At 66.8% G+C, this 23,083-nt stretch carries 16 protein-coding genes and 1 tRNA gene; 14 read left to right on the top strand and 3 right to left on the bottom strand.

The features are described from left to right. Nucleotides 1–244 precede the first annotated feature (244 nt). Genes AB0N61_RS10520 through AB0N61_RS10500 form a run of 5 tightly spaced genes read left to right on the top strand, consistent with a single transcriptional unit; the run spans nt 245 to nt 5,748 of the window. Nucleotides 245–1,537, top strand: coding sequence for a sugar ABC transporter substrate-binding protein (locus AB0N61_RS10520; RefSeq protein WP_167945884.1), 1,293 nt, complete (start codon nt 245–247; stop codon nt 1,535–1,537). A gap of 14 nt (nt 1,538–1,551) precedes the next feature. Beyond that, nucleotides 1,552–2,529: a sugar ABC transporter permease gene (locus AB0N61_RS10515; protein WP_167945886.1), complete on the top strand. Its 978-nt coding sequence runs from the start codon at nt 1,552–1,554 to the stop codon at nt 2,527–2,529. Continuing rightward, nucleotides 2,526–3,359, top strand: a complete 834-nt coding sequence (locus tag AB0N61_RS10510; protein WP_167945888.1) for a carbohydrate ABC transporter permease — start codon at nt 2,526–2,528, stop codon at nt 3,357–3,359. Before AB0N61_RS10515 ends, AB0N61_RS10510 begins: the two co-directional genes overlap by 4 nt. Beyond that, entirely contained in the window at nt 3,356–4,867 is a 1,512-nt protein-coding gene (locus tag AB0N61_RS10505) for a glycoside hydrolase family 3 N-terminal domain-containing protein (RefSeq protein ID WP_363363802.1), read from the top strand. The genes AB0N61_RS10510 and AB0N61_RS10505 overlap by 4 nt, the downstream gene beginning before the upstream one ends. Before the next feature lie 14 nt (nt 4,868–4,881). Next, nucleotides 4,882–5,748 (top strand): MurR/RpiR family transcriptional regulator, encoded by an 867-nt coding sequence (locus AB0N61_RS10500; RefSeq protein WP_167945892.1) that lies wholly within the window; start codon nt 4,882–4,884, stop codon nt 5,746–5,748. A gap of 67 nt (nt 5,749–5,815) precedes the next feature. Here the strand turns inward: AB0N61_RS10500 and AB0N61_RS10495 are convergent, their stop codons facing one another. Then, nucleotides 5,816–6,736, bottom strand: coding sequence for a sugar kinase (locus AB0N61_RS10495; RefSeq protein WP_363363799.1), 921 nt, complete (start codon nt 6,734–6,736; stop codon nt 5,816–5,818). A gap of 169 nt (nt 6,737–6,905) precedes the next feature. Here AB0N61_RS10495 and AB0N61_RS10490 point away from each other — a divergent pair, with 169 nt between their 5' ends. From AB0N61_RS10490 to rpoC, 6 genes are all read left to right on the top strand, one after another. Then, nucleotides 6,906–8,579, top strand: a complete 1,674-nt coding sequence (locus tag AB0N61_RS10490) for an ABC transporter substrate-binding protein (RefSeq protein ID WP_363363797.1) — start codon at nt 6,906–6,908, stop codon at nt 8,577–8,579. A gap of 86 nt (nt 8,580–8,665) precedes the next feature. Next, entirely contained in the window at nt 8,666–9,670 is a 1,005-nt protein-coding gene (locus tag AB0N61_RS10485) for an ABC transporter permease (RefSeq protein WP_167945898.1), read from the top strand. A gap of 34 nt (nt 9,671–9,704) precedes the next feature. Continuing rightward, nucleotides 9,705–10,670: an ABC transporter permease gene (locus tag AB0N61_RS10480; RefSeq protein ID WP_167945900.1), complete on the top strand. Its 966-nt coding sequence runs from the start codon at nt 9,705–9,707 to the stop codon at nt 10,668–10,670. Then, nucleotides 10,667–12,361 carry an ABC transporter ATP-binding protein gene (locus AB0N61_RS10475; protein WP_363363794.1) on the top strand — a complete coding sequence of 565 codons (1,695 nt, stop codon included), beginning with the start codon at nt 10,667–10,669 and terminating at the stop codon, nt 12,359–12,361. The genes AB0N61_RS10480 and AB0N61_RS10475 overlap by 4 nt, the downstream gene beginning before the upstream one ends. A gap of 231 nt (nt 12,362–12,592) precedes the next feature. Beyond that, a complete protein-coding gene (locus AB0N61_RS10470) occupies nt 12,593–16,096 on the top strand; it encodes a DNA-directed RNA polymerase subunit beta (RefSeq protein ID WP_167945904.1) in 3,504 nt (1,167 codons plus the stop codon). A gap of 85 nt (nt 16,097–16,181) precedes the next feature. Beyond that, entirely contained in the window at nt 16,182–20,057 is a 3,876-nt protein-coding gene (gene rpoC / locus AB0N61_RS10465; RefSeq protein WP_167945906.1) for a DNA-directed RNA polymerase subunit beta', read from the top strand. Between the two features lie 85 nt (nt 20,058–20,142). Here rpoC and AB0N61_RS10460 read toward each other — a convergent pair whose 3' ends face one another. Then, nucleotides 20,143–20,685 (bottom strand): hypothetical protein, encoded by a 543-nt coding sequence (locus AB0N61_RS10460; RefSeq protein WP_363363791.1) that lies wholly within the window; start codon nt 20,683–20,685, stop codon nt 20,143–20,145. 131 nt (nt 20,686–20,816) lie between these two features. Here AB0N61_RS10460 and AB0N61_RS10455 point away from each other — a divergent pair, with 131 nt between their 5' ends. Together AB0N61_RS10455 and AB0N61_RS10450 are read left to right on the top strand one after the other, a co-directional pair. Further along, entirely contained in the window at nt 20,817–21,746 is a 930-nt protein-coding gene (locus tag AB0N61_RS10455; RefSeq protein WP_363363789.1) for a PfkB family carbohydrate kinase, read from the top strand. Nucleotides 21,747–21,832: 86 nt separating this feature from the next. Next, nucleotides 21,833–21,917, top strand: a tRNA-Tyr gene (locus tag AB0N61_RS10450). Nucleotides 21,918–21,997: 80 nt separating this feature from the next. Here AB0N61_RS10450 and AB0N61_RS10445 read toward each other — a convergent pair. Then, nucleotides 21,998–22,591 carry a fasciclin domain-containing protein gene (locus AB0N61_RS10445; protein WP_363363787.1) on the bottom strand — a complete coding sequence of 198 codons (594 nt, stop codon included), beginning with the start codon at nt 22,589–22,591 and terminating at the stop codon, nt 21,998–22,000. A gap of 216 nt (nt 22,592–22,807) precedes the next feature. Here AB0N61_RS10445 and AB0N61_RS10440 point away from each other — a divergent pair, with 216 nt between their 5' ends. Beyond that, the gene (locus AB0N61_RS10440) at nt 22,808–23,074 is read left to right on the top strand and encodes a hypothetical protein (RefSeq protein ID WP_363363785.1); all 267 of its coding nucleotides are present in this window, start codon (nt 22,808–22,810) and stop codon (nt 23,072–23,074) included. Nucleotides 23,075–23,083 lie beyond the last annotated feature (9 nt).

Genomic DNA, 23,083 nt, shown 5'->3' with positions numbered 1-23,083 from the left:
GGTCACCGCTCGCATGCGATGCCGTGACGCGTCGCCTTCGCGCCCCGATCCCGTATGCCGCGGTCGCGGTCGGGGGTGCGGGCCTTCGAGTCCTGTCGTGCGTCCAGAGCCTTCTTGGGAAGGCCGATGTTACGGCCGCGTGACGTTTCCGAGAATAACTTGCAGGGAATTAGTTAGTGATGAATACTTTTTCCTACGTGGTAGGCACCCGATGCCTCCAGGACGTTCAAAGAGGAGATCCCTGATGCACAAGCGCATTCTTCCGGCCGTGGCGCTGGGCGCCGTGGCCACCCTGGGCCTGGCGGCCTGTGCCGGTGGCGGAGGTGACACCGGCGGAGCCGTCGACGGAGAGGGCAAAGAGCTCACCGTCTGGATCATGAAGGGCACGAACCCGGACGCGAGCGCGTTCTACGACGAGGTCTCGAGCGCTTTCGAAGAGGAGACCGGAGCGACGGTCAAGATCGAGGAGATCCAGTGGGCCGATGCCCACGACCGCTTCGTCACGTCGATCGCCGGTGGCACCACGCCCGACATCGCCGAGACGGGAACCACCTGGACCGCGGAGTTCGCGGACGCCGGTGCGCTCGAGCCGCTCGACGAGTACGTCGACGCCGAGGACGGCCTGCGCGATGACCTCGTCGAGGGCCTCGCCGTCGCCGGCACCTACGACGAAGAGCTGTACGGCATGCCGTGGTACGCCGGTGTCCGCTCGATCGTCTACCGCACCGACGTGTTCGAGGAGCTCGGCCTCGAGGCCCCGAAGACGTGGGACGACATCGTCACCGCGGGCGAGGCCATCAAGGCCGCCAAGCCCGACATGCTGCCCTTCCCCGTCGCGGGCGACGCCGAGTTCCAGGTCTACCCGTGGGTCTGGGGCGCCGGTGGCGAGGTCGCGACGCTGGACGGCAAGACGTGGACCAGCGAGCTCGACAGCACGGAGTCGCAGGCCGGCATCGAGTTCTACACCGGACTCGCGACCGAGCACGGATTCTCGTCCGCCGGCGCCACCACCTGGAAGGAGACGGACCTCCGTGACTCGTTCACCCAGGGCAACGTCGCCATGATGCTCTCGGGCTCGTGGACGCCGAAGGCTCTGATCGAGGCCAACCCCGACCTCGAGGGCAAGATCGGCGCAGCCGTCATCCCGGGCGAAGACGGTGGCATCGCCCCGTCCGTGCTCGGCGGCTCGCACCTGTCGGTCTTCAACACGACCGAGAACGCCGACCTCGCATGGGAGTTCGTCAAGCTCATGACCACGGGCGAGTTCGCCGAGAAGTGGGCGGACGAGACCGGGTACTTCCCGGGCGTCCAGTCGGCGATGGAAGAGGCGCTCGCCTCGACCGACCCGCTCGTCGCTCCGTTCGCGCAGCAGATGGTCGAGGGCGGCGCATCCGTGCCGGTCACCCCGAACTTCGGCGCCGTTCAGGCGAAGAAGACGACCAACTCGATGATCCAGTCCATCCTCAGCGGGCAGAAGGACGTCGCCACGGCGACGAAGGATGCCGCTGCTGAGATGACCGATCTGCTCAACCAGTAAGGCTGTATCCCTTCATGTCGATGGTGCAAGCGCCACTGCCGGCCACGAAGGCGGAGTCCCCCTCCGCCTCCGTGGCCGGCGGCCGGCCGCCCCGGCGAGGATTCTCGCTGATCGCGGCCCGCCCCTGGCTTCTTCTCGCTCCCGGGCTGATCATCCTCGCGGTGCTCATGCTCTGGCCGCTCATCCAGGTCGTCATCTTCTCGCTGCAGGACTACGGTCTCCGCGAGATCAACACGGGCGAGAACAACTGGATCGGCGTCGACAACTACGTCGAGGCGCTCACCAATCCGACCCTGTGGACCGTCGTCCTGCCGAACACCGTCGGCTTCGCCGCCGTCGCCGTGTTCGTCACTGTGGCGGTCGGCACGCTCGTCGCGCTCCTGCTCGCGAAGCTGGGCACGGTATGGCGCACCATCGTCTCGAGCTGCATCATGGTGGCCTGGGCCATGCCCGCCGTCACCGGAACGTACGTCTGGACGTTCATCTTCGATGCCGACCGCGGCATCTTCAACACCGTTCTGCAGGATCTCGGCCTGATGGACGACCCGGTGAACTGGTTCACCAATCAGTGGTCGTTCTACGCGATCGTGCTGCTGAACGTCGTGCACCATGGCTTCCCGTTCGTCGCCATCACCGTGCTCGCCGGCCTCCTCGGCGTCTCGAAGGAGATGCTCGAGGCCGCCGCCCTCGACGGCGCGAACGCCTGGACGCGCTTCTGGAAGATCATCTTCCCCACCCTCAAGCCCGTCTTCTCGGTCGTCATCATCCTGTCGACGATCTGGGACTTCAAGGTGTTCGCGCAGGTCTACCTGATGCCAGGCGGAAGCGGCGGCAACCGGTCCGTGCTGAACCTCGGCGTCTGGTCGTACGTCGAGTCCTTCGGACAGAACCGCTACGGCTTCGGAGCCGCGCTCGCCGTGCTGCTCACGCTGGTGCTGATCGGCATCACGATCGTCTACATCCGCTCCCTCATGAAGGAGGACGAGCTGTGAACCCGCGCCCGTCAGTCATGTCGCGTGTCGGCACCGGCATCGCGATCGCGGCCGTGCTGATCTTCACGCTGTTCCCCGTGTACTGGATGGTCTCCAGCGCGCTCGACGCCAAGGCGTCGAGTGGCGGGCAGTCCCTCCTGCCGCAGGAGTTCACGTTCGACAACTTCGCGTTCGTGCTCACCGACGGCGGCTTCGGCACGTATCTCCGCAACTCCGCGATCGTGGCGCTCGTCACCGTCCTGGTGAGCGCCCTCGTCTGCCTGCTCGCGGCCGTCGCCGTCGCGCGCTTCAAGTTCAAGTTCCGCACGACGATCCTCATGATGATCCTCGTGGTGCAGATGGTCCCGCTCGAGGCTCTCGTCATCCCGCTCTTCCTGCAGGTCAAGAGCCTGGGGCTGCTCAACAGCATCCTCGGTCTGATGGTGGTCTACGTCGCGCTCTCACTGGCATTCGGCATCTGGATGCTGCGCGGGTTCGTCGCGGCCGTCCCCGTCGAGCTCGAAGAGGCCGCGTACATCGACGGAGCGAGCTGGTGGCGGATGTTCCGCTCCATTCTGCTGCCGCTCGTGATGCCCGGTCTCGTCGCGACCAGCATCTTCAGCTTCATCACCGCCTGGAACGAGTTCATCTTCGCCATGACGATCCTCGGCAGCGCGACCGACCAGTACACGGTCTCGATCGGTCTGAAGTCGTTCTTCGGACTGCACTCCAACGACTGGGGCAGCATCATGGCCGCGTCGACGATCATCACGATCCCGGTGATGGTGTTCTTCGTGATCGTGCAGCGTCGTCTCTCGGCCGGCATGGTCGCGGGAGCGGTGAAGGGATGACCGACGACCTCGTCCGCCTCGCCAACGGGGTGCTCTGGCCGGGATTCCTCGGCACCGAGGCTCCGCAGTGGCTTCTGGACGAGCTGCGCGACGGCCTCGCGGGTGTCGTGTACTTCAGTCAGAACGTCGGCGACGGGCTAGCCGACTTGAGCGACGACATCCTCCGCGCGAATCCGCACGCCCTGATCGGCATCGACGAGGAGGGCGGCAACGTCACGCGCCTCGAGTCCGTCGGCGGATCCACGCTTCCGGGCGCTGCTCAGCTGGGCATCGTCGACGATGTCGACGCGACGCGGGCATCGGGCGCTGAGCTGGCTCGACGAGTGGCCGCGATCGGCGGCAACGTGGTGCTCGGCCCCGTCGCCGACGTCAACACGGATCCACGGAATCCCGTGATCGGCGTCCGGTCGTTCGGCAGCGACGAGAACCTCGTCGCCCGACACGTGCAGGCGGCCGTGGAGGGTCTGCAGGGCGCTGCGGTCGCGGCGTGCGTCAAGCACTTCCCGGGACACGGCGACACGCGTACCGACTCGCACCATGCGCTGCCCGAGATCTCGCTGGAACTCGAGGAGTTCGCGCGCGTGCACCTCGAGCCCTTCCGGGCAGCCGTGGCAGCGGGAGTCGACGCCGTCATGACCGCACACATCGTCGTCCCGGCCTGGGGCGCGGAGCCGGCGACCCTGAATCCGCGCGTGCTCGGGATGCTCCGTGACTGGGGATTCGACGGCGTGATCATCACGGACGCCCTCGACATGGCGGCCATTCGTGAGACCGTCGGCATCGGAGAGGGCGCCGCACGTGCTCTCGCGGCGGGCGCCGATCTGCTGTGCATCGGCAACCCGACGAATCGTGGCGAGGCCACGCTCGCCGATCAGGACCGGCGAGACTTCCTCGCCGCCCGCGACGGGATCCTCACGGCGGTCGACGACGGCTCGCTCACTCGGGAACGACTCGCCGATGCTGCCCGACGGGTGTCCCGCCTGGCCGAGACCCTCAGTCTCCGCGCCGAGACCGCGCTGCCCGTCGACTACGACGGATCGGATATCGTCCGGCGCGCCGTCACCGGAGTCACTCGGGATGCCGAGGCGCTCGCCGTCGTCGATGCTCGCCGCCGCTCGACGCTCGCCGTCGACAGCGCGTCCGCGTATGTGGCCGAGACCCTCGTCGCGGACGGGTATCGCGTGCGCGTCGACGTCGCTCGAACGTCGATCGACGAGCAGGACGCAGCCCTCGAGGCGGCCGTCGCCGCAGACGGACTGACGGTCGTGCTCCTGGATCGCCCGGACACCGACGACGGGCAGCGGTCGCTGGTCGAGCGCACCGCCCTGCGCGACCCCGAGGCGGTCGTCGTCAACGTCGGCCTCGCGGCACGGCAGCCGCTGCCGCTCGCCCTCGTCGAAGTCGGATCCGCGAGCAGAATCGGCGCCCAGGCGGCCAGAGATCGACTGATCGGGGGCGCGCCGCGCCGCGCCGATTCGTCGTCCGACAGCGCAGGTGCCGCCGACTGAGGCAGGATGACACCGTGGACGCCGATGTTCTCGCGCTGGTGCGCCGATCCGTTCCCCGACTGAGTGCTGCCGAAGCACGCGTCGCGGAGACGATCCTCGGCGACCCCACGCTCGTCGTCGACCTGGCCATCAACGACCTCGCGCAGCTCTGCCACACGTCGCTGTCGACCGTGGCCCGTTTCGCCCAGTCGCTCGGGTTCAGCGGGTATCGGGAACTGCGGGTCGCCGTCGCTCGCACGATCACACTCGCCCAGGCGCAGCAGGCGCGATTCGGGCTCGACACCACCGCGATCGATCCCGACGACGAGCCGTCGGCGATCGCGGCGAAGCTCGCCGCGCAGGAGATCGATGCGATCGAGAAGACGGCGCGCGGGCTGGACGCCGATGTGCTCGATCGCGTGGCCAGGGCCGTCGTCGCGGCGCGCCACGTCGATGTGTTCGGGCAGGCGGCGTCGTCGTTGACTGCTCAGGATCTTCAGCAGAAGCTCGCGCGCATCGGATGCTCGGTCTCCCACTCCGCTGATCCGCATCTCGCTCTCACGACCGCGTCGCTGCGGACCTCCGACGACGTCGTCATCGCGGTCTCCCACGGGGGAGAGACGCACGAGGTCGTCCGGGCCGTCGAGATCGCCAGAGATGCGGGCGCGCTGTCCGTGGCCATCACGAGCGCCCCCGATTCGACGCTCGCGCTCGCCGCAGACGTCTCGCTGATCACCTACGCGCAGGAGTCCCCGTTCCGCATGGCGGCGATGTCGAGTCGCATCGCGCAGCTGGCGCTGGTCGACATCCTCTTCGTGCGCGTCGTCCAGCACCGCGGCGAACCCGTGGTCATCCCGCTCCAGCTGACGCACGAGGCTGCGGCGCCGCGTCGACGCCGCTAGACGGGTCTTCGACGCGACCGTCCATCATCGCCGGTGCCCGTCGCGACCGCGGCGGTCGCAGCGCTGATCAGTCGATGTGGTCGCGGGTGCTGACCAGGGCCCTGGTGGCGATCCTGTGCGCGCGGGCGAGGCTGCCCGTGAGGGAGAGTCCGGTGAGCACGCCGGCGAGGAACCCCGCGGCGAAGGCGTCTCCCGCTCCGATCGACTCCACGACCGGGACATCGAGCGACCTGCTGTCGGTGCGCTCGGCACCGTCGAACGCCACGGCGCCGTCGGGATTGGTGGCGAGCAGGTACCTCGGCTCGGGGAAGAGCTCGCGCAGCCGATCCGGCTCGCCGGTGCCGAACACCGCTTCGGCGTCGGGGCGGGTGCAGAACGCGATGTCGGCGCGACGGACATACTCCGCGATCACGGCACGCCCCTCATCCTCGCGCCCGCGCCACAGCGCAGGTCGCCAGTTCACGTCGAAGCTGAGCAGCCGGCCGTCTCGGGGCGCGTCGAACAGGGCGTCCTGCGCGGCACGGGACGCCTCCGAGAGCGCAGGAGTGATCCCCGAGGTGTGCACCAGTGCGGCCTGCGAGAGCAGCGCGGAGGCGGCGGGGGAGTCGAGTGTCGCCGGCGACAGGGCCGCGGCCGCCGAGCCCGAGCGGTAGTAGTGCATCGTGCCGTCGACCGACCCGTCGGGCCGCGGCGAGAGCTCCTTGACGTAGAGGCCGGTGGGAGCCTCGGGATCGATCTCCACGGCGGAGTCGTCGACCTCGTGCCTGCGCAGCTCTGAGGTGAGGAACCTCCCGAATCCGTCGTCGCCGACTCGCGAGACGACGGCGGTGCGGATGCCGGCAGAGGCCAGGGCGATGGCTGTGTTCCACTCGGCTCCCGCAAGCGAGCGATGGAACGTCCGGACGTCCTCGAGGGGCGCGGCTATGGCGGGGACGAAGGAGACGAGGCCCTCGCCGACGCAGACGGCGAGGGGAGACGTGTCGGGCACGTTCTGGAGATTACCGGATCGGCCACAGCGCCGGACATCCGTAACAGGAATGAAACCTGCAGGTGTTTGGCATCGGTCTGCGCACTGGGTAGTTTCAAGGAATCACCGTTTCCGAAGTCGACGATGTCTTCGGAACGCGCACAGCAGCGCTCGACAGGAAGGTCACACAATGCACCACTCAGTCATGCGTCGGCGAGGTCTCATCGCCGTCACCGGAGCGGCAGTCGCCGCGATGGTCCTCTCAGGATGCGTCGCCAGCGAGCGCGGCGACGACGGCGGAGAGGCGTCCGGCGATGTCGACGGCACCTTCGTCTTCGCGGCCTCCTCCGACCCGGCGAGCCTCGACCCCGCCTTCGCTCAGGACGGCGAGAGCTTCCGCGTCTCGCGTCAGATCTTCGAGGGACTCGTCGGCACCGAGCCCGGCACGGCCGACCCGGCACCGCTGCTGGCCGAGTCATGGGAGTCATCCGAAGACGGCATGAGCCACACGTTCGAGCTGAAGCAGGACGTGACCTTCCACGACGGCACCCCGTTCAACGCCGAAGCCGTGTGCGCGAACTTCGACCGCTGGTACAACTGGACCGGCCTCGCAGCCTCCGAGGCGTTCGGCTACTACTACAACAAGCTCTTCAAGGGCTACGCCGAGAACCCCGCCGACGCCGTCTACAAGTCCTGCACCCCCGACGGCGACTACTCGGTGACGATCGATCTCAACAAGCCGTTCGCAGGCTTCGTAGCGTCGCTGTCGCTCCCGTCCTTCGCGATGCAGAGCCCCTCGGCCCTCCAGGAGTTCGGCGCCGACGAGGTGAGCGGCTCGGCTGAGGCGCCCGTCCTCTCGGAGTACGCGATGGGCCACCCGGTCGGCACGGGCCCCTACCAGTTCGACGAGTGGGCGCCGGGCGAGCAGGTCTCGCTCAAGGCCTACGGCGACTACTGGGGCGAGGCGGGACAGATCGACGAGATCATCTTCCGCACGATCGACGACCCGACCGCGCGTCGTCAGGCCCTGGAGTCCGGCTCGATCGACGGCTATGACCTCGTCGGTCCGGCTGACACGCAGGCGCTCGAGGACGACGGCTTCACGATGGTGTCGCGTCCTCCGTTCACGATCCTGTACCTCGCGTTCAACCAGGCGCTCCCCGAGCTGCAGGACCCGAAGGTCCGCGAGGCGCTCTCGTACGCGGTCGACAAGGATGCTCTGATCAGCCAGGTGCTGCCCGAGGGCACCGAGAAGGCGATCGAGTTCGTGCCCGACACCGTCAACGGCTACAACCCCGACGTCACGACGTACGACTACGACCCCGAGAAGGCGAAGTCGCTGCTTGCGGAGGCCGGCTATGACGAGGCCAACCCGCTGAAGCTGACCTTCAACTACCCGGTCAACGTCTCGCGCCCCTACATGCCCGACCCCGAGCAGATCTTCACCGTCCTCTCGTCGCAGCTCTCCGAGGTCGGCGTCGAGACCACCCCGGTCTCGGAGGAGTGGGTCGAGTACCTCGACCGCACCACCGGCACGTCCGACCACGGCATCCACCTGCTCGGCTGGACCGGCGACTACAACGACACCGATAACTTCGTCGGCGTCTTCTTCGGCCAGCAGAGCTCGGAGTGGGGCTTCGACAACCCGGAGCTCTTCCAGAAGCTCAACGAGGCTCGTGGCGTCTCCAACCTCGAGGACCAGACCGCCCTCTACGAGGAGATCAACGAGATGGTCGCGCAGTTCATCCCCGGTGTTCCTCTCGCGCACCCGGCGCCCACGCTGGCGTTCGACCCGCGCGTCGAGAGCTACCCCGCCAGCCCGGTGAACGACGAGGTCTTCACGGACATCGTCCTCACCAAGTAGGTCTGACCGACTGAGTTGCCCACCCGGGTCCCCGCGCTCGCCGCGGGGACCCGGGCCCGGCGTACCTTCTGATCAACGGAGACCTCTTGCTGCGCACCATCGGCAGGCGACTGCTTTTCCTCATTCCCACCCTGGTCGGCCTCAGCATCCTGCTGTTCGCCTGGGTCAGGGCCCTCCCCGGCGGACCGGCTGTGGCACTTCTCGGCGAGAAGGCGACGCCCGAGGCCATCGCGAGGGTCAACGAGCTCTACGGCTTCAACAAGCCCATCATCGAGCAGTACTTCATCTGGGTCGGACGCCTTCTGCAGGGCGACTTCGGCACATCGATCCAGACCAACCGGCCGGTCACCGAGGAGTTCTTCCGTCGGTTCCCGGCCACGATCGAGCTGAGCGTGGTCGCGCTCATCTTCGCCGTCGGCGTGGGAATCCCGCTCGGATACTGGGCCGCTCGTCGCCACGGGAAGTTCACCGATCACGCGTCGGTCGTGCTGAGCCTCGTCGGCATCACCATCCCGGTGTTCTTCCTCGCCTTCATCCTCAAGTACGTCTTCGCGGTGCAGCTGGGCTGGCTGCCGTCGGACGGACGGCAGAATCCACGAATAGACGCGACGCATCCGACCGGCTTCTATGTGTGGGACGGCATCATCACCGGTGAGTTCGACGCCGCGTGGGATGCGCTGATGCACCTGGTGCTCCCGGCGCTCGCGCTCGGCACCATCCCGCTCGCCATCATCGTCCGCATCACGAGGGCGAGCGTGCTCGAGGTGCAGAACGCCGACTACGTGCGCACGGGCCGGGCGAAGGGCGTCGGATCGTCGACGCTGCGCGGCCGGTTCATCCTGCGCAACGCGATGCTGCCGGTCATTACCACGATCGGTCTGCAGACCGGCCTCCTGATCTCGGGGGCGGTGCTCACCGAGACCGTCTTCGCGTTCCCCGGCATCGGATCGTTCCTCGCAAGGGCGATCTTCACCCGGGACTTCCCGGTGCTGCAGGGGTTCATCATCTTCATCGCGATCGCGTACGCGCTGATCAACCTGGCGGTCGACGTGTCATACAGCTTCATCGATCCGAGAGTGCGGGTGCAGTGATGCTCCGTCTCGTTCTCCGAAAGGGGGTGGCGTCATGACCATCTCGCTCCCACCCGCGCAGGGCCCCTCGGCGGCGAGCGGCGAACTCGTCGACACCGTCGCCGTCAACCAGGCCGGCCTCAAGGAGGGGCCCGGCGGATTCTGGCGCGATGTCTTCCGTCGTCTCCGGCGCAACCCCACGGCCTGGATCGGCGCGGGCATCGTCCTGGTGTTCCTCCTGGTGGCACTGCTCGCTCCTGTGCTCGCTCCCTATCCCGAGACGGCCCTGCCGGGCGCGAAGTACATCACGCCCACGCACATCCCCGGTCCGGGTGAGCTGCCGCAGTTCCCGCTCGGACTCGACCGCTTCGGTGGCGATGTCCTCTCCAAGCTCATCTGGGGCGCTCAGGCGTCGCTGCTGATCGGCGTCGTCTCGACCGCGCTCGGCCTGATCGGCGGCATGATCCTCGGACTCCTCGCCGGCACGTTCGGCGGCCTGGTCGACACGGTCATCATGCGCGTGGTCGACATCATCCTGTCGGTGCCGAACCTGCTGCTGGCGGTCTCGATCGCCGCCATCCTGGGGCAGACCCCCTTCGCGGTGATGATCGCGATCGGTGCCTCCCAGGTGCCGATCTTCGCGCGACTGCTGCGGGCGTCGATGCTGCAGCAGCGATCGAGCGACTACGTGCTGTCGGCGCAGACCCTGGGGCTGGGACGCGGCAGGATCACGATGTCGCACGTGCTGCCCAACGCGATCGGCCCCGTCATCGTGCAGGGAACGCTCACCCTCGCGACAGCCGTCATCGACGCGGCGGCCCTGTCGTTCCTCGGTCTCGGCGGCGGTCGCCCCGAGACGGCCGAGTGGGGTCGCATGCTCACCTACGCGCAGGCGGAGCTCGCCATCGCGCCGTGGCTGGCCTTCCTGCCCGGCATCTGCATCGCGGTCACCGCGCTCGGCTTCACCCTGTTCGGTGAGGCGCTGCGCGAGGCCATGGACCCGAGGACGAGAGCACGATGAACGCTGCGAAAGAGAACACGATGCCCGACGCGCCACTGCTGTCCGTCGAGGGCCTGGCGGTCGACTTCGCCACGATGGACGGCGTCGTGCACGCCGTCGAGGGAGTCGACCTCGAGATCGCGCCGGGGCAGACGGTCGCGATCGTGGGCGAGTCCGGATCGGGCAAGTCGACGACCGCGATGGCCATCATCGGCCTGCTCGCCGGCGGCGGTCGGGTGGCATCCGGCAGCATCCGCCTCGACGGCCGAGAGATCGCTCACGCTCCCGAGAACGAGCTGCGCACGATCCGCGGGCGCGACATCGGCCTCGTGCCGCAGGACCCGATGTCGAACCTGAACCCGGTGGCCAAGATCGGCACCCAGGTCGCCGAGACCCTTCTCGCGCACGGGCTCGCCACCAGGCAGAACGTGAAGCAGAAGGTGATCGAGGCGCTCACGGCGGCGGGCCTGCCCGACCCCGAGCGGCGGGCGAAGCAGTACCCGCATGAGTTCTCCGGCGGCATGCGACAGCGCGCGCTGATCGCGATCGGCTTGGCGTGCAAGCCACGGCTGCTGATCGCCGACGAGCCCACCAGCGCCCTCGACGTCACGGTGCAGCAGACCATCCTCGACCAGATCGGCGACATGACGCGAGAGCTCGGCACCGCCGTGCTGCTCATCACGCACGATCTGGGTCTGGCGGCCGAGCGTGCCGAACGCGTCATCGTGATGCACCGGGGCAAGGTCGTCGAGCAGGGGCCGGCGAAGCAGATCCTCGAGAATCCGCAGCACCCCTACACGCAGTCGCTCGTGCAGGCTGCGCCGTCGGTGGCGGCCGCCCGTCTGCGCCCCGAGGCATTCCATGCTGAGGAGCGCCCGTCCGAGCCGCGAGACGCCGAACCCGCGGAGCTGACCGTGCCCAAGGGCGACAACGTCGTCGAGATCGAGAACCTCACGAAGGTCTATCCCGTACGCGGGCAGAAGGACGACTTCGTCGCGGTGAACGACGTCTCGCTCGCGATTCCGCGCGGCGAGACCGTCGCCATCGTGGGCGAGTCCGGTTCGGGCAAGACGACGACGGCGCGGATGGTGCTCAAGATCATCGAGCCCACCAGCGGCCTCATCCGCTACGAGGGCAAGGACATCGCGGCGCTCAGCCGGACCGAGACGCGGGACTTCCGACAGAAGGTGCAGCCGATCTTCCAGGACCCGTACTCGAGCCTGAACCCGATGTTCACGATCGAGCGACTCATCTCCGAGCCCCTGGACTTCTACAAGCGGGGGAGCGGGGCAGATCGCCGAAAGCGCGTCCGCCAGCTGCTCGACGACGTGGCGCTGCCGCAGTCGATGCTGCGCCGGTATCCGTCCGAGCTGTCCGGCGGCCAGCGTCAGCGCGTGGCGATCGCCCGCGCGCTCGCGCTGTCGCCCGAGCTCGTCGTGTGCGACGAGCCCGTGTCGGCACTCGACGTCCTGGTGCAGGATCAGATCCTGAACCTGCTCGGCGACCTGCAGGCCGAGTACGGCCTCAGCTACCTGTTCATCTCCCACGACCTCGCCGTGGTGCGCCTGATCAGCGACTACGTGTGCGTGATGAAGGACGGGTCGCTCGTCGAAGCGGCGTCGTCGGAGGAGATCTTCACGAACCCGCGGGACCCGTACACACGGCGTCTGCTGGCGTCGATCCCGGGGAACGAGCTCAACATCGCCTCCTGAGGCGGACCGCGCACGACTCTTTCGGCCTTCTTCGGATGCCATTACCGCAGCATCCGAAGAAGGTCAAGGATCCCGCTTGCCATGTCGCAGAATCTTGCGTATAGTTGGTAGTTGCGCTCGCTTCTCCGTGCCCTCATATGGTGGTCGGCATCTCGTTGAGTCTTTGAGCGCACACTCCACCTGACGACAAAGGAATCGAGAAGCCCTGCGGGGCTCACGGAGGTTATTCCCTTGGCTGCTGCTCCCAACGCATCCACATCCACCACCACCAAGAACGGACGCGGAGCTTCCCGTCTTTCGTTCGCCAAGATCTCCGACACGCTGACGGTCCCCGACCTTCTCGCTCTGCAGACGGAGTCCTTCGGATGGCTCGTCGGCAACGACGCCTGGAAGGCTCGAGTCGCAGAGGCCAAGAAGGCCGGCCGCACCGACGTGAACGAGAACAGCGGTCTCGGTGAGATCTTCGAGGAGATCTCTCCGATCGAGGACCTCGGCGAGACGATGCAGCTGTCGTTCACGAACCCGTACCTCGAGCCGGAGAAGTACTCGATCGAGGAGTGCAAGGAGCGCGGCAAGACGTACGCCGCCCCGCTGTACGTCGAGGCAGAGTTCATGAACCACCTCACGGGTGAGATCAAGACCCAGACCGTCTTCATGGGCGACTTCCCGCTGCAGACCGACAAGGGAACGTTCATCATCAACGGCTCCGAGCGCGTCGTCGTCTCGCAGCTCGTCCGCTCCCCGGGTGTCTACTTCGACAAGACCCCCGACAAGACGTCCGACAAGGACATCGTGTCGGCCCGCGTCATCCCGAGCCGTGGTGCATGGCTCGAGTTCGAGATCGACAAGCGCGACCAGGTCGGCGTGCGCGTCGACCGCAAGCGCAAGCAGTCGGTCACCGTGTTCCTCAAGGCGCTGGGCATGACCAGCGAGGAGATCCTCGAGGAGTTCGCCGGCTACACCTCGATCGAGGAGACGCTCGCGAAGGACACCATCGTCACGAAGGAAGATGCGCTCCGCGACATCTACCGCAAGCTGCGTCCGGGCGAGCAGGTCGCCGCCGAGGCCGCCCGCGCGCTCCTCGACAACTTCTACTTCAACCCGAAGCGCTACGACCTCGCCAAGGTGGGTCGTTACAAGATCAACCACAAGCTCGGTCTCGACGCTCCGCTGACCGACTCGGTCCTCACCGTTCAGGACATCGTCGCCACGATCAAGTACCTCGTGCGTCTGCACGCAGGCACGGAAGAGACCTTCCCCGGCATCCGCTCGGGCAAGAAGGCCGACATCCGCATCGCGACCGACGACATCGACAACTTCGGCAACCGTCGCATCCGCGCGGTCGGCGAGCTGATCCAGAACCAGGTCCGCACGGGTCTGTCCCGCATGGAGCGCGTCGTCCGCGAGCGCATGACCACGCAGGACATCGAGGCCATCACGCCGCAGACCCTGATCAACGTGCGCCCCGTCGTCGCCGCGATCAAGGAGTTCTTCGGAACCTCGCAGCTGTCGCAGTTCATGGACCAGAACAACCCGCTCGCAGGTCTGACCAACAAGCGTCGCCTCTCGGCCCTCGGACCGGGTGGTCTGAGCCGTGACCGCGCAGGCGTCGAGGTCCGTGACGTCCACCCGTCGCACTACGGCCGCATGTGCCCCATCGAGACCCCTGAAGGCCCGAACATCGGTCTGATCGGTGCTCTCGCGACGTTCGCGCGCATCAACTCGTTCGGTTTCATCGAGACCCCGTACCGCAAGGTCGAGGGTGGCGTCGTCACCGAGCAGATCGACTACCTCACCGCGTCCGAAGAGGTCGACTTCAACATCGCACAGGCGAACGCCCCGCTCGACAAGAACGGTCGCTTCCGCGAGAGCCACGTCCTCGCACGCCCCAAGGGCGGTAGCGGTGAAGTGGACCTCTTCCTTCCCGAGGAGATCGGCTACATCGACGTCTCGCCGCGCCAGATGGTGTCGGTCGCGACCTCGCTCGTGCCCTTCCTCGAGCACGACGACGCACAGCGCGCACTCATGGGCGCCAACATGCAGCGTCAGGCTGTGCCGCTGCTGCGCAGCGACTCGCCGCTCGTCGGAACCGGTATGGAGGGCTACACGGCCATCGACGCCGGCGACGTGCTCACGGCCGAGAAGCCGGGTGTCGTCACCGAGGTCTCCGCAGACCGCGTCACCGTCATGCTCGACGAGGGGGGAACGCAGGACTACCACCTGCGCAAGTTCGACCGCTCGAACCAGGGCACGTCGTACAACCAGAAGGTCGTCGTCAACGAGGGCGACCGCGTCGAGATCGGAGAGGTCATCGCCGATGGCCCCGCCACCGAGAACGGCGAGCTGGCACTCGGAAAGAACCTCCTCGTCGCGTTCATGACGTGGGAGGGCTACAACTTCGAGGACGCGATCATCCTGAGCCAGGACCTGGTCAAGGACGACACTCTCTCGTCGATCCACATCGAGGAGTACGAGGTCGACGCGCGCGACACGAAGCTGGGCAAGGAGGAGATCACCCGTGACCTCCCCAACGTCAGCCCCGAGCTGCTCAAGGATCTCGACGAGCGCGGTATCATCCGCATCGGTGCCGAGGTCCGCCCCGGCGACATCCTCGTCGGCAAGGTAACGCCGAAGGGCGAGACCGAGCTGTCGGCTGAGGAGCGCCTGCTCCGCGCGATCTTCAACGAGAAGAGCCGCGAGGTCCGTGACACCTCTCTGAAGGTGCCCCACGGTGAGCAGGGCACGATCATCGCCGTCAAGGAGTTCAACGCCGAAGACGGAGACGACGAGCTCGGCTCGGGTGTCAACCGCCGCGTCGTGGTCTACATCGCTCAGAAGCGCAAGATCACCGAGGGTGACAAGCTGGCCGGTCGCCACGGAAACAAGGGTGTCATCGCCAAGATCCTGCCGATCGAGGACATGCCCTTCCTCGCGGACGGAACCCCGGTCGACATCGTCCTGAACCCGCTCGGCATCCCCGGTCGAATGAACTTCGGCCAGGTGCTCGAGACCCACCTCGGGTGGATCGCGAAGCAGGGCTGGAAGGTCGAGGGAACTCCGGAGTGGGCTGCACGGCTCCCGAAGGACGCCTTCGAGGCTGCTCCCGGCACCAAGGTGGCCACCCCGGTGTTCGACGGTGCGAGCGAGGAGGAGATCTCCGGTCTTCTCGACGCGACCACCCCGACCCGCGACGGCGTTCGCCTGATCGACTCCTCCGGAAAGACGCAGCTGTTCGACGGCCGCTCCGGCGAGCCGTTCCCGGCGCCGATCTCGGTGGGCTACATGTACATCCTGAAGCTCCACCACCTGGTCGACGACAAGATCCACGCGCGTTCGACTGGTCCGTACTCGATGATCACCCAGCAGCCGCTCGGTGGTAAGGCGCAGTTCGGTGGCCAGCGATTCGGTGAGATGGAGGTGTGGGCCCTCGAGGCCTACGGCGCCGCATACGCGCTCCAGGAGCTCCTCACGATCAAGTCCGACGACATCCTCGGCCGCGTCAAGGTGTACGAGGCGATCGTCAAGGGCGAGAACATCCAGGAGCCCGGCATCCCCGAGTCCTTCAAGGTGCTCATGAAGGAGATGCAGTCGCTCTGCCTGAACGTCGAGGTCCTCTCGGCCGACGGCACGCTCGTCAACCTGCGTGACACCGACGACGAGGCCTTCCGCGCAGCGGAGGAGCTCGGCATCAACATCTCCAGCCGCTTCGAGGCCGCCTCGATCGACGAGATCTAAGGTTCAGGCCGCCGCCTGAGCGTCCAGCTCCGGCGGCGGCCCACCTCCCCGATTTCTTCAGAAGAATTCCTACACAGGAGAATTTGTGCTCGAGTCAAACACTTTCGATGAGCTTCGCATCGGCCTGGCCACCGCGGACCACATCCGCGCCTGGTCCTACGGCGAGGTCAAGAAGCCTGAAACCATCAACTACCGCACCCTGAAGCCGGAGAAGGACGGTCTCTTCGGAGAGCAGATCTTCGGCCCGTCCCGCGACTGGGAGTGCGCCTGCGGAAAGTACAAGCGCGTCCGCTTCAAGGGCATCGTCTGCGAGCGCTGCGGCGTCGAGGTCACCAAGTCCTCGGTCCGTCGCGAGCGCATGGGTCACATCGAGCTCGCCGCTCCCGTCACCCACATCTGGTACTTCAAGGGTGTTCCCTCGCGTCTGGGCTACCTGCTCGACATGGCGCCGAAGGACCTCGAGAAGGTCATCTACTTCGCCGCCTACATGGTCATCTCGGTCGACGAGGATGCTCGTCACCGCGACCTGGGCACGCAGGAGAACAACATCCGCCTCGAGCTGAAGACGCTCGGAGACCGTCGCGACGCGAAGATTGCCGAGCGCCTGGCGCGCCTGGAGGAGGAGCTCGCCTCCCTCGAGGCCGAGGGTGCCAAGGCGGACGCGAAGAAGAAGGTCAAGGACGCCGCCGAGAAGGAGATGTCGCTCATCCGCAAGGGTGCCGACGAGGCGATCGCCAAGCTCGAGCGCGTGTGGGAGGACTTCCGCACGCTCGAGGTCGGCGCACTGCGTCCCGAGGACGACGTCTTCCACGAGCTGCAGGACCGCTTCGGTCAGTACTTCGAGGCCTACATGGGCGCCGAGTCGATCCAGCGTCGCCTTGCGGCGTTCGACCTGGCAGCCGAGGCGGAGAGCCTGCACCTGCAGATCTCCGAGGGCAAGGGTCAGCGCAAGATCCGCGCGATCAAGCGTCTGAAGGTCGTCAACTCGTTCCTGGAGACCGGCATGAGCCCGGCCGCCATGGTCCTCGACGTCGTTCCGGTGATCCCGCCGGAGCTGCGCCCGATGGTGCAGCTCGACGGTGGTCGCTTCGCGACCTCCGACCTCAACGACCTCTATCGTCGTGTGATCAACCGCAACAACCGTCTTCGTCGTCTGATCGACCTCGGTGCCCCCGAGATCATCGTCAACAACGAGAAGCGGATGCTGCAGGAAGCCGTCGACGCACTGTTCGACAACGGTCGCCGTGGTCGCCCCGTCACCGGTACCGGCAACCGTGCCCTGAAGTCCCTCAGCGACATGCTGAAGGGTAAGCAGGGTCGTTTCCGCCAGAACCTGCTCGGCAAGCGCGTCGACTACTCCGGCCGTTCGGTCATCATCGTCGGCCCGCAGCTGAAGCTGCACCAGTGCGGTCTGCCCAAGCAGATGGCTCTGGAGCTCTTCAAGCCGTTCGTCATCAAGCGCCTGATCGACCTCGGTCACTCGCAGAACATCAAGGCGGCCAAGCGCGCCGTCGAGCGCACCCGTCCCGAGGTCTGGGACGTGCTCGAGGAGATCATCCGCGAGCGTCCGGTGCTGCTCAACCGTGCACCCACGCTGCACCGTCTCGGCATCCAGGCCTTCGAGCCTCAGCTCGTCGAGGGCAAGGCCATCCAGCTGCACCCGCTCGTCTGCGCGGCATTCAACGCCGACTTCGACGGTGACCAGATGGCTGTCCACCTGCCGCTGTCGGTCGAGGCTCAGGCCGAGGCCCGTGTTCTGATGCTCGCGTCGAACAACATCCTGAAGCCGTCCGACGGACGCCCGGTGACCCTGCCTTCGCAGGACATGATCATCGGTCTGCACCACCTGACCACGGTCAAGGAGGGCGCAGCCGGTGAGGGCCGTGCATTCGGTTCGGTGGGCGAGGCGATCCTGGCCAAGGACGAGGGCTCCCTCGACCTGCAGGCCAAGGTCCGCATCCGCATCCCGGGTCTGACGTTCCTCGAGGGCGAAGCGCCTGAGGGATACGAGCGCCACGGTCTCGTCGACGCATCGCTCGGACAGGCGATCTTCAACGACACGCTGCCCAAGGGATACCCGTTCGTCCGCGAGCAGGCTGACAAGAACAAGCTGTCGCAGATCGTCAACAAGCTGGCCGAGGAGTACCCCAAGGTCGAGACGGCTGCGTCGCTGGACCGCATCAAGGACGCCGGTTTCTACTGGGCCACGCGCTCGGGTGTGACCGTCGCTCTGAGCGACATCCTCACGCCTCCGAACAAGGCTGACATCGTCGCGGGCTACGAGAAGCAGGCCGCGAAGGTCCAGTCCCAGTACGAGAAGGGCCTCACGACCGACGTCGAGCGTCGTCAGGAGCTCATCAAGATCTGGACCGAGGCGACCGACGAGGTCCAGGCCGCGATGAAGGCGCACTTCCCGCAGGACAACACCATCAACCGCATGGTGTCCTCGGGTGCGCGTGGTAACTGGCTGCAGATCCGGAACATCGCCGGTATGCGTGGTCTGGTGAACAACCCCAAGGGTGAGATCATCCCGCGTCCGATCATCTCCTCGTACCGCGAGGGTCTGTCGGTGGCGGAGTACTTCATCGCGACGCACGGTACCCGTAAGGGTCTCGCCGACACCGCTCTGCGTACCGCCGACTCGGGTTACCTGACCCGTCGTCTGGTGGACGTCTCGCAGGACGTCATCATCCGCGAAGAGGACTGTGGCACGTCGAAGGGCCTCGAGCTCCCGATCGCCGCTCCGAACTCGCAGGGTGAGCTCGTGCGCGATGCGAACGTCGAGAACTCGGTGTTCGCTCGTACGCTGGCCTCCGACGTGGTCGACAGCAAGGGCGAGGTCCTCGCCTCTGCCGGTGATGACGTGGGCGACGTGCTCATCGACAAGCTGGTCGCGCTGGGCGTCGAGAGCATCAAGGTGCGCTCGGTCCTCACCTGCGACTCCGCCGTCGGTGTCTGCGCGCAGTGCTACGGCCGTTCGCTCGCGACGGGCAAGACCGTCGACATCGGCGAGGCCGTCGGCATCATCGCGGCACAGTCGATCGGTGAGCCCGGTACCCAGCTGACGATGCGTACGTTCCACACCGGTGGTTCGGCGTCGGCAGACGACATCACGCAGGGTCTGCCCCGCGTGCAGGAGCTCTTCGAGGCTCGCACCCCGAAGGCGGCATCGCCGATCGCCGAGGCCGACGGCCGCATCACGATCGACGAGACGGACAAGGCCAAGAAGGTCATCCTCACGCCCGACAACGGTGACGAAGAGGTGGTCTACCCGGTCCTGAAGCGTGCGACGCTTCTGGTCGAAGACGGCCAGCACGTCACGGTCGGTCAGCCTCTCCTGGTCGGCACGCTCGACCCCAAGGAGGTCATGCGTGTCATGGGTGCCCGCGAGGTGCAGCGTTACCTCGTCGGCGGCGTCCAGGGCGTCTACCGCTCGCAGGGTGTGCCGATCCACGACAAGCACATCGAGGTCATCGTCCGTCAGATGCTCCGCAAGGTCACCGTCGTCGATCACGCCGACACGACCCTGCTGCCGGGTGAGATGGTCGACCTCAAGCGCTACCAGGCGATCAACCGCGAGGCCGTGGCAGAGGGCAAGCGCCCCGCGTCTGGCCGTCCGGAGCTGATGGGTATCACGAAGGCGTCGCTTGCGACCGAGTCGTGGCTGTCGGCCGCTTCGTTCCAGGAGACGACCCGCGTTCTCACGCAGGCCGCCATGGAGGGCAAGCGCGACCCGCTGGTCGGTCTCAAGGAGAACGTCATCATCGGAAAGCTCATCCCCGCCGGAACCGGTCTCTCGAAGTACCGCGACGTCACCGTCGAGGCGACGGAGGAAGCCAAGAGCGAGCGCTACCCGAACCGGATCTTCGCATCCGACGGTGCGTACGCCGACGGCGACTTCGGTTACGTCGACTTCGACGCGTTCTCGACGGACGACATCACGCCGGGTACGTACAACTGATCGATTCGGTTCTGACGTACTGAGTGAGTGAGAAGGCCCCGGGCGATTCGCCCGGGGCCTTCTTCGTGCTCGGATCCGCGAGGTGTCAGTCGAAGAGGTGCGCGATGATGCTCGATGTGTAGCCCTCGGGTGCAAGGTTCGAGTACTCGGTGTCGATCAGCACGTCGTCGCGCCAGAAGAGAGTGCGACCGTCGGTGACGGGGTACTGCTCGTTCTGCCAGGTCTTCTCGCAGCGCGTGCCGCCGTCGGGCGTGAAGCACGTGTAGCCCTCGTCGGCCACGAGGGCATTCAGCATGTCGAGGGCCGGCCCGCGGTTCATCAAAGTGATGGTGGTGACGAGACGGGTGGTGTCGGCCTTCGGGTCAGCCCAGACGCAGGTGAGTTCGCCATCGTCGCCGACCCCCGACGGGCCGAAGGCGGCATCATTCAGGGGTACGCCGTCGAGCTGCGCGAGCACGTCGTCCGAAAGGATCGCCCGGCAGTCCGTCGGCAGCGCGATCGACGTCGCGGTCGGCGTGGGGGAGGGCGTCGGAGTTTCCGCTGCATCCGTCTCCGGACTCGACGACGGCGTCGCGGATTCACCCGTTGACGTGGGGCCCGAACCGGTCGGACCGCAGCCGGTGAGCACGGCGAGGAGCAGGAGAGCCGCTGCGCCGGCGGCGATTCGAGTTCATGCGCTCACCGTAGCGCCGCGCCCCGCCCGCGCCGGGAGGCTGACCGAGCCGCCGCGGAAGCCGCACTCGCGGTAGTGTCGGCGGAATGAGTGATGATTCCTCCCGTGCGCCCGGTGCCGTCGTCGTCGGAGACGCGCTGATCGATGAGATCCACGACGTCTGCGGGGTGCGAGAGCTGGTCGGCGGGGCGGCGCTGAACGTCGCGGTCGGCCTCCGCAGGCTCGGCGTTCCCACCACCCTGATCGCCATGGTCGGCGACGACGAAGCGGGCGCCCACATCCGGGAGTACCTCGACGATCACGACGTGCGGCTGATCGCCAGTGAGGCACCGCTGGGCTCCTCCCGGGCGATCGTGCAGCGCGGTCCGGACGGAGAGCCCGTCTACGTGTTCAACGAGGCCGCGCAGCGGCGCAGCATCCGCTACTCCGAGGAAGCTGTGCGTGCGATCGCCGAATCGGGTCTTGTAGCGGTGAGCTGCTTCCCGTTCGACGTGCCTGCTGAGGTCGACGCGCTCCTCGACGCCGTCGGCGACACTCGCCTCGCGGTCGACCCGAATCCTCGGTCGGGGATGCTGAGCGACCGCGCCGAGTTCGTGCGAGGTTTCGAACGAGCGGCCGCGGGAGCCTCGATCGTCAAGATCGGCGCCGACGATGCGGCTCTTCTCTACGACGGCGATCTCGACGCGCTGAGGGGCCGGCTGCGGGCGCTCGGGGTGAGCGCGGTGCTCGCGACCGCGGGCGCCGATGGCGCGGCACTCGAGTCGGATGCCGGAATCGTCACCGCGCCGATCTCGACGCTGCCGGGGCGAGTCGTCGACACCGTGGGAGCCGGCGATGCGACTCTCGCCGCGGTCGCAGCCGGGCTTGCTCAGAGTGCGCCCTCCGACGCCGAGGGGTGGCAGCTGCTGCTCGACCGAGCCATGGATGTGGCCGCTGCGACGTGTCGTGCCGAGGGCGGTCTGCTGCGGACTCCGGAGTCGATCGCAGACGCTGACCGCGGCGTGTTCGGCAGCTGAGCGCTCGATTTCTCACGCCTGCCCTCGGCAGGTATGATTATCTATCGTGCCCCCGGTTGGCTGTCGAAGTCGGACGGGTGCGCTCAGGCGAGTTACCCAAGCGGCCAAAGGGATCTGACTGTAAATCAGACTGCTCAGCATTCGGGGGTTCGAATCCCTCACTCGCCACCATCTGTTCGTCGAAATCGATCACGAGATCACGAGCCGGAGAACGCCCCCGTCCTTGGGGGCGTTTCTCGTATCCGGCGCGTTCACATCGCGGGAACCAGGACGCGGTCGATGGTATGGATCACTCCGTTGTTCGCTGGGATGTTCACCCGCCACAGCACCAGGGCCGGGTCGCGTAGCGTCGAGGTCTCGTCGCGCAAGAAGACGCCGCGCGGTCGGACGGTGCCGCCGTTGGCCATGGTGAGGGACCTGGACGTGATCACCGTGATCGGGCCCAGCTTCTTGCCCGCGACCACGTGGTACAGCAGGATGTCGGTGATCTGCTCGGTGGTGAAGACGGTCGTGAGCGTGGTGAGAGCCGCCGCCTCAGATGCGGGTGCGGTGCCCGCCAGATCTGACACGAGGCGCAGGAAGGCTCGATCGTTCGGGGCGAAGACCGTGAACGTTCCGCCCGGATCGGCGAGCGTGCTGTCGAGACCGGTGGCGAGCACCGCCTGGACGAGCAGATCGTAGTCATTCGCGTTGCCGTCCGGTGTACCTCCCCCTGAGGTGGCGACGAGGACGTCCACGATGCTCCCCGACGAGCGTGAGGTCTCGGCAGCCTGCGCGGGCGCGGCGGTCAGGACGAGGGCGAGTGCGGCTACCCCTGCGAGGGAGGCCCGGATCTTTCCAGTCATCGTTCAACTCCAGTGTCGATCGGAGTCACGGCAAGGGTCGTGACACAGGGTTATTCCGCTGGTCTCCGCCGTTTGGATGCACCCGCAGCGATCTTTTTCTGAGCATCGTCAGCCGACGGTGACGACTTTCTGGACTGCATGCAAAAACATGTGGACAGAGTGATCTGGTGCGCGCATAATCACTTCAACATCACTGGACCAGCGAAGGAGCATCCCATGAGTGATGAGAAGGAAACGGCCCGACTGTTCTCCGAGGCGTCGGGTCCGAGCGGCGCATCGATCACCGATTGGACGGATCTCGGCCGCGAGATGTGGGCCTATCTGACCGGCCGCGGGGCGGCTGTCAACTACACCTTCGAGGACATGACCGTGGAAGTCCCGCGGGATATCGGACCGGATGCGCCGCGAGCGACGTGGAAGTTCAATGGCACGCTGCGCGTGACGACCAGCGACAGCGAGTCCGGCGAGAGCCGGCCGGGCTGACGGCCTGCC

The sequence above is a fragment of the Microbacterium sp. NPDC089320 genome (genome assembly GCF_040684875.1).
Lineage (GTDB): Bacteria > Actinomycetota > Actinomycetes > Actinomycetales > Microbacteriaceae > Microbacterium.
This window is presented reverse-complemented; position numbering and strand designations above follow the sequence as displayed.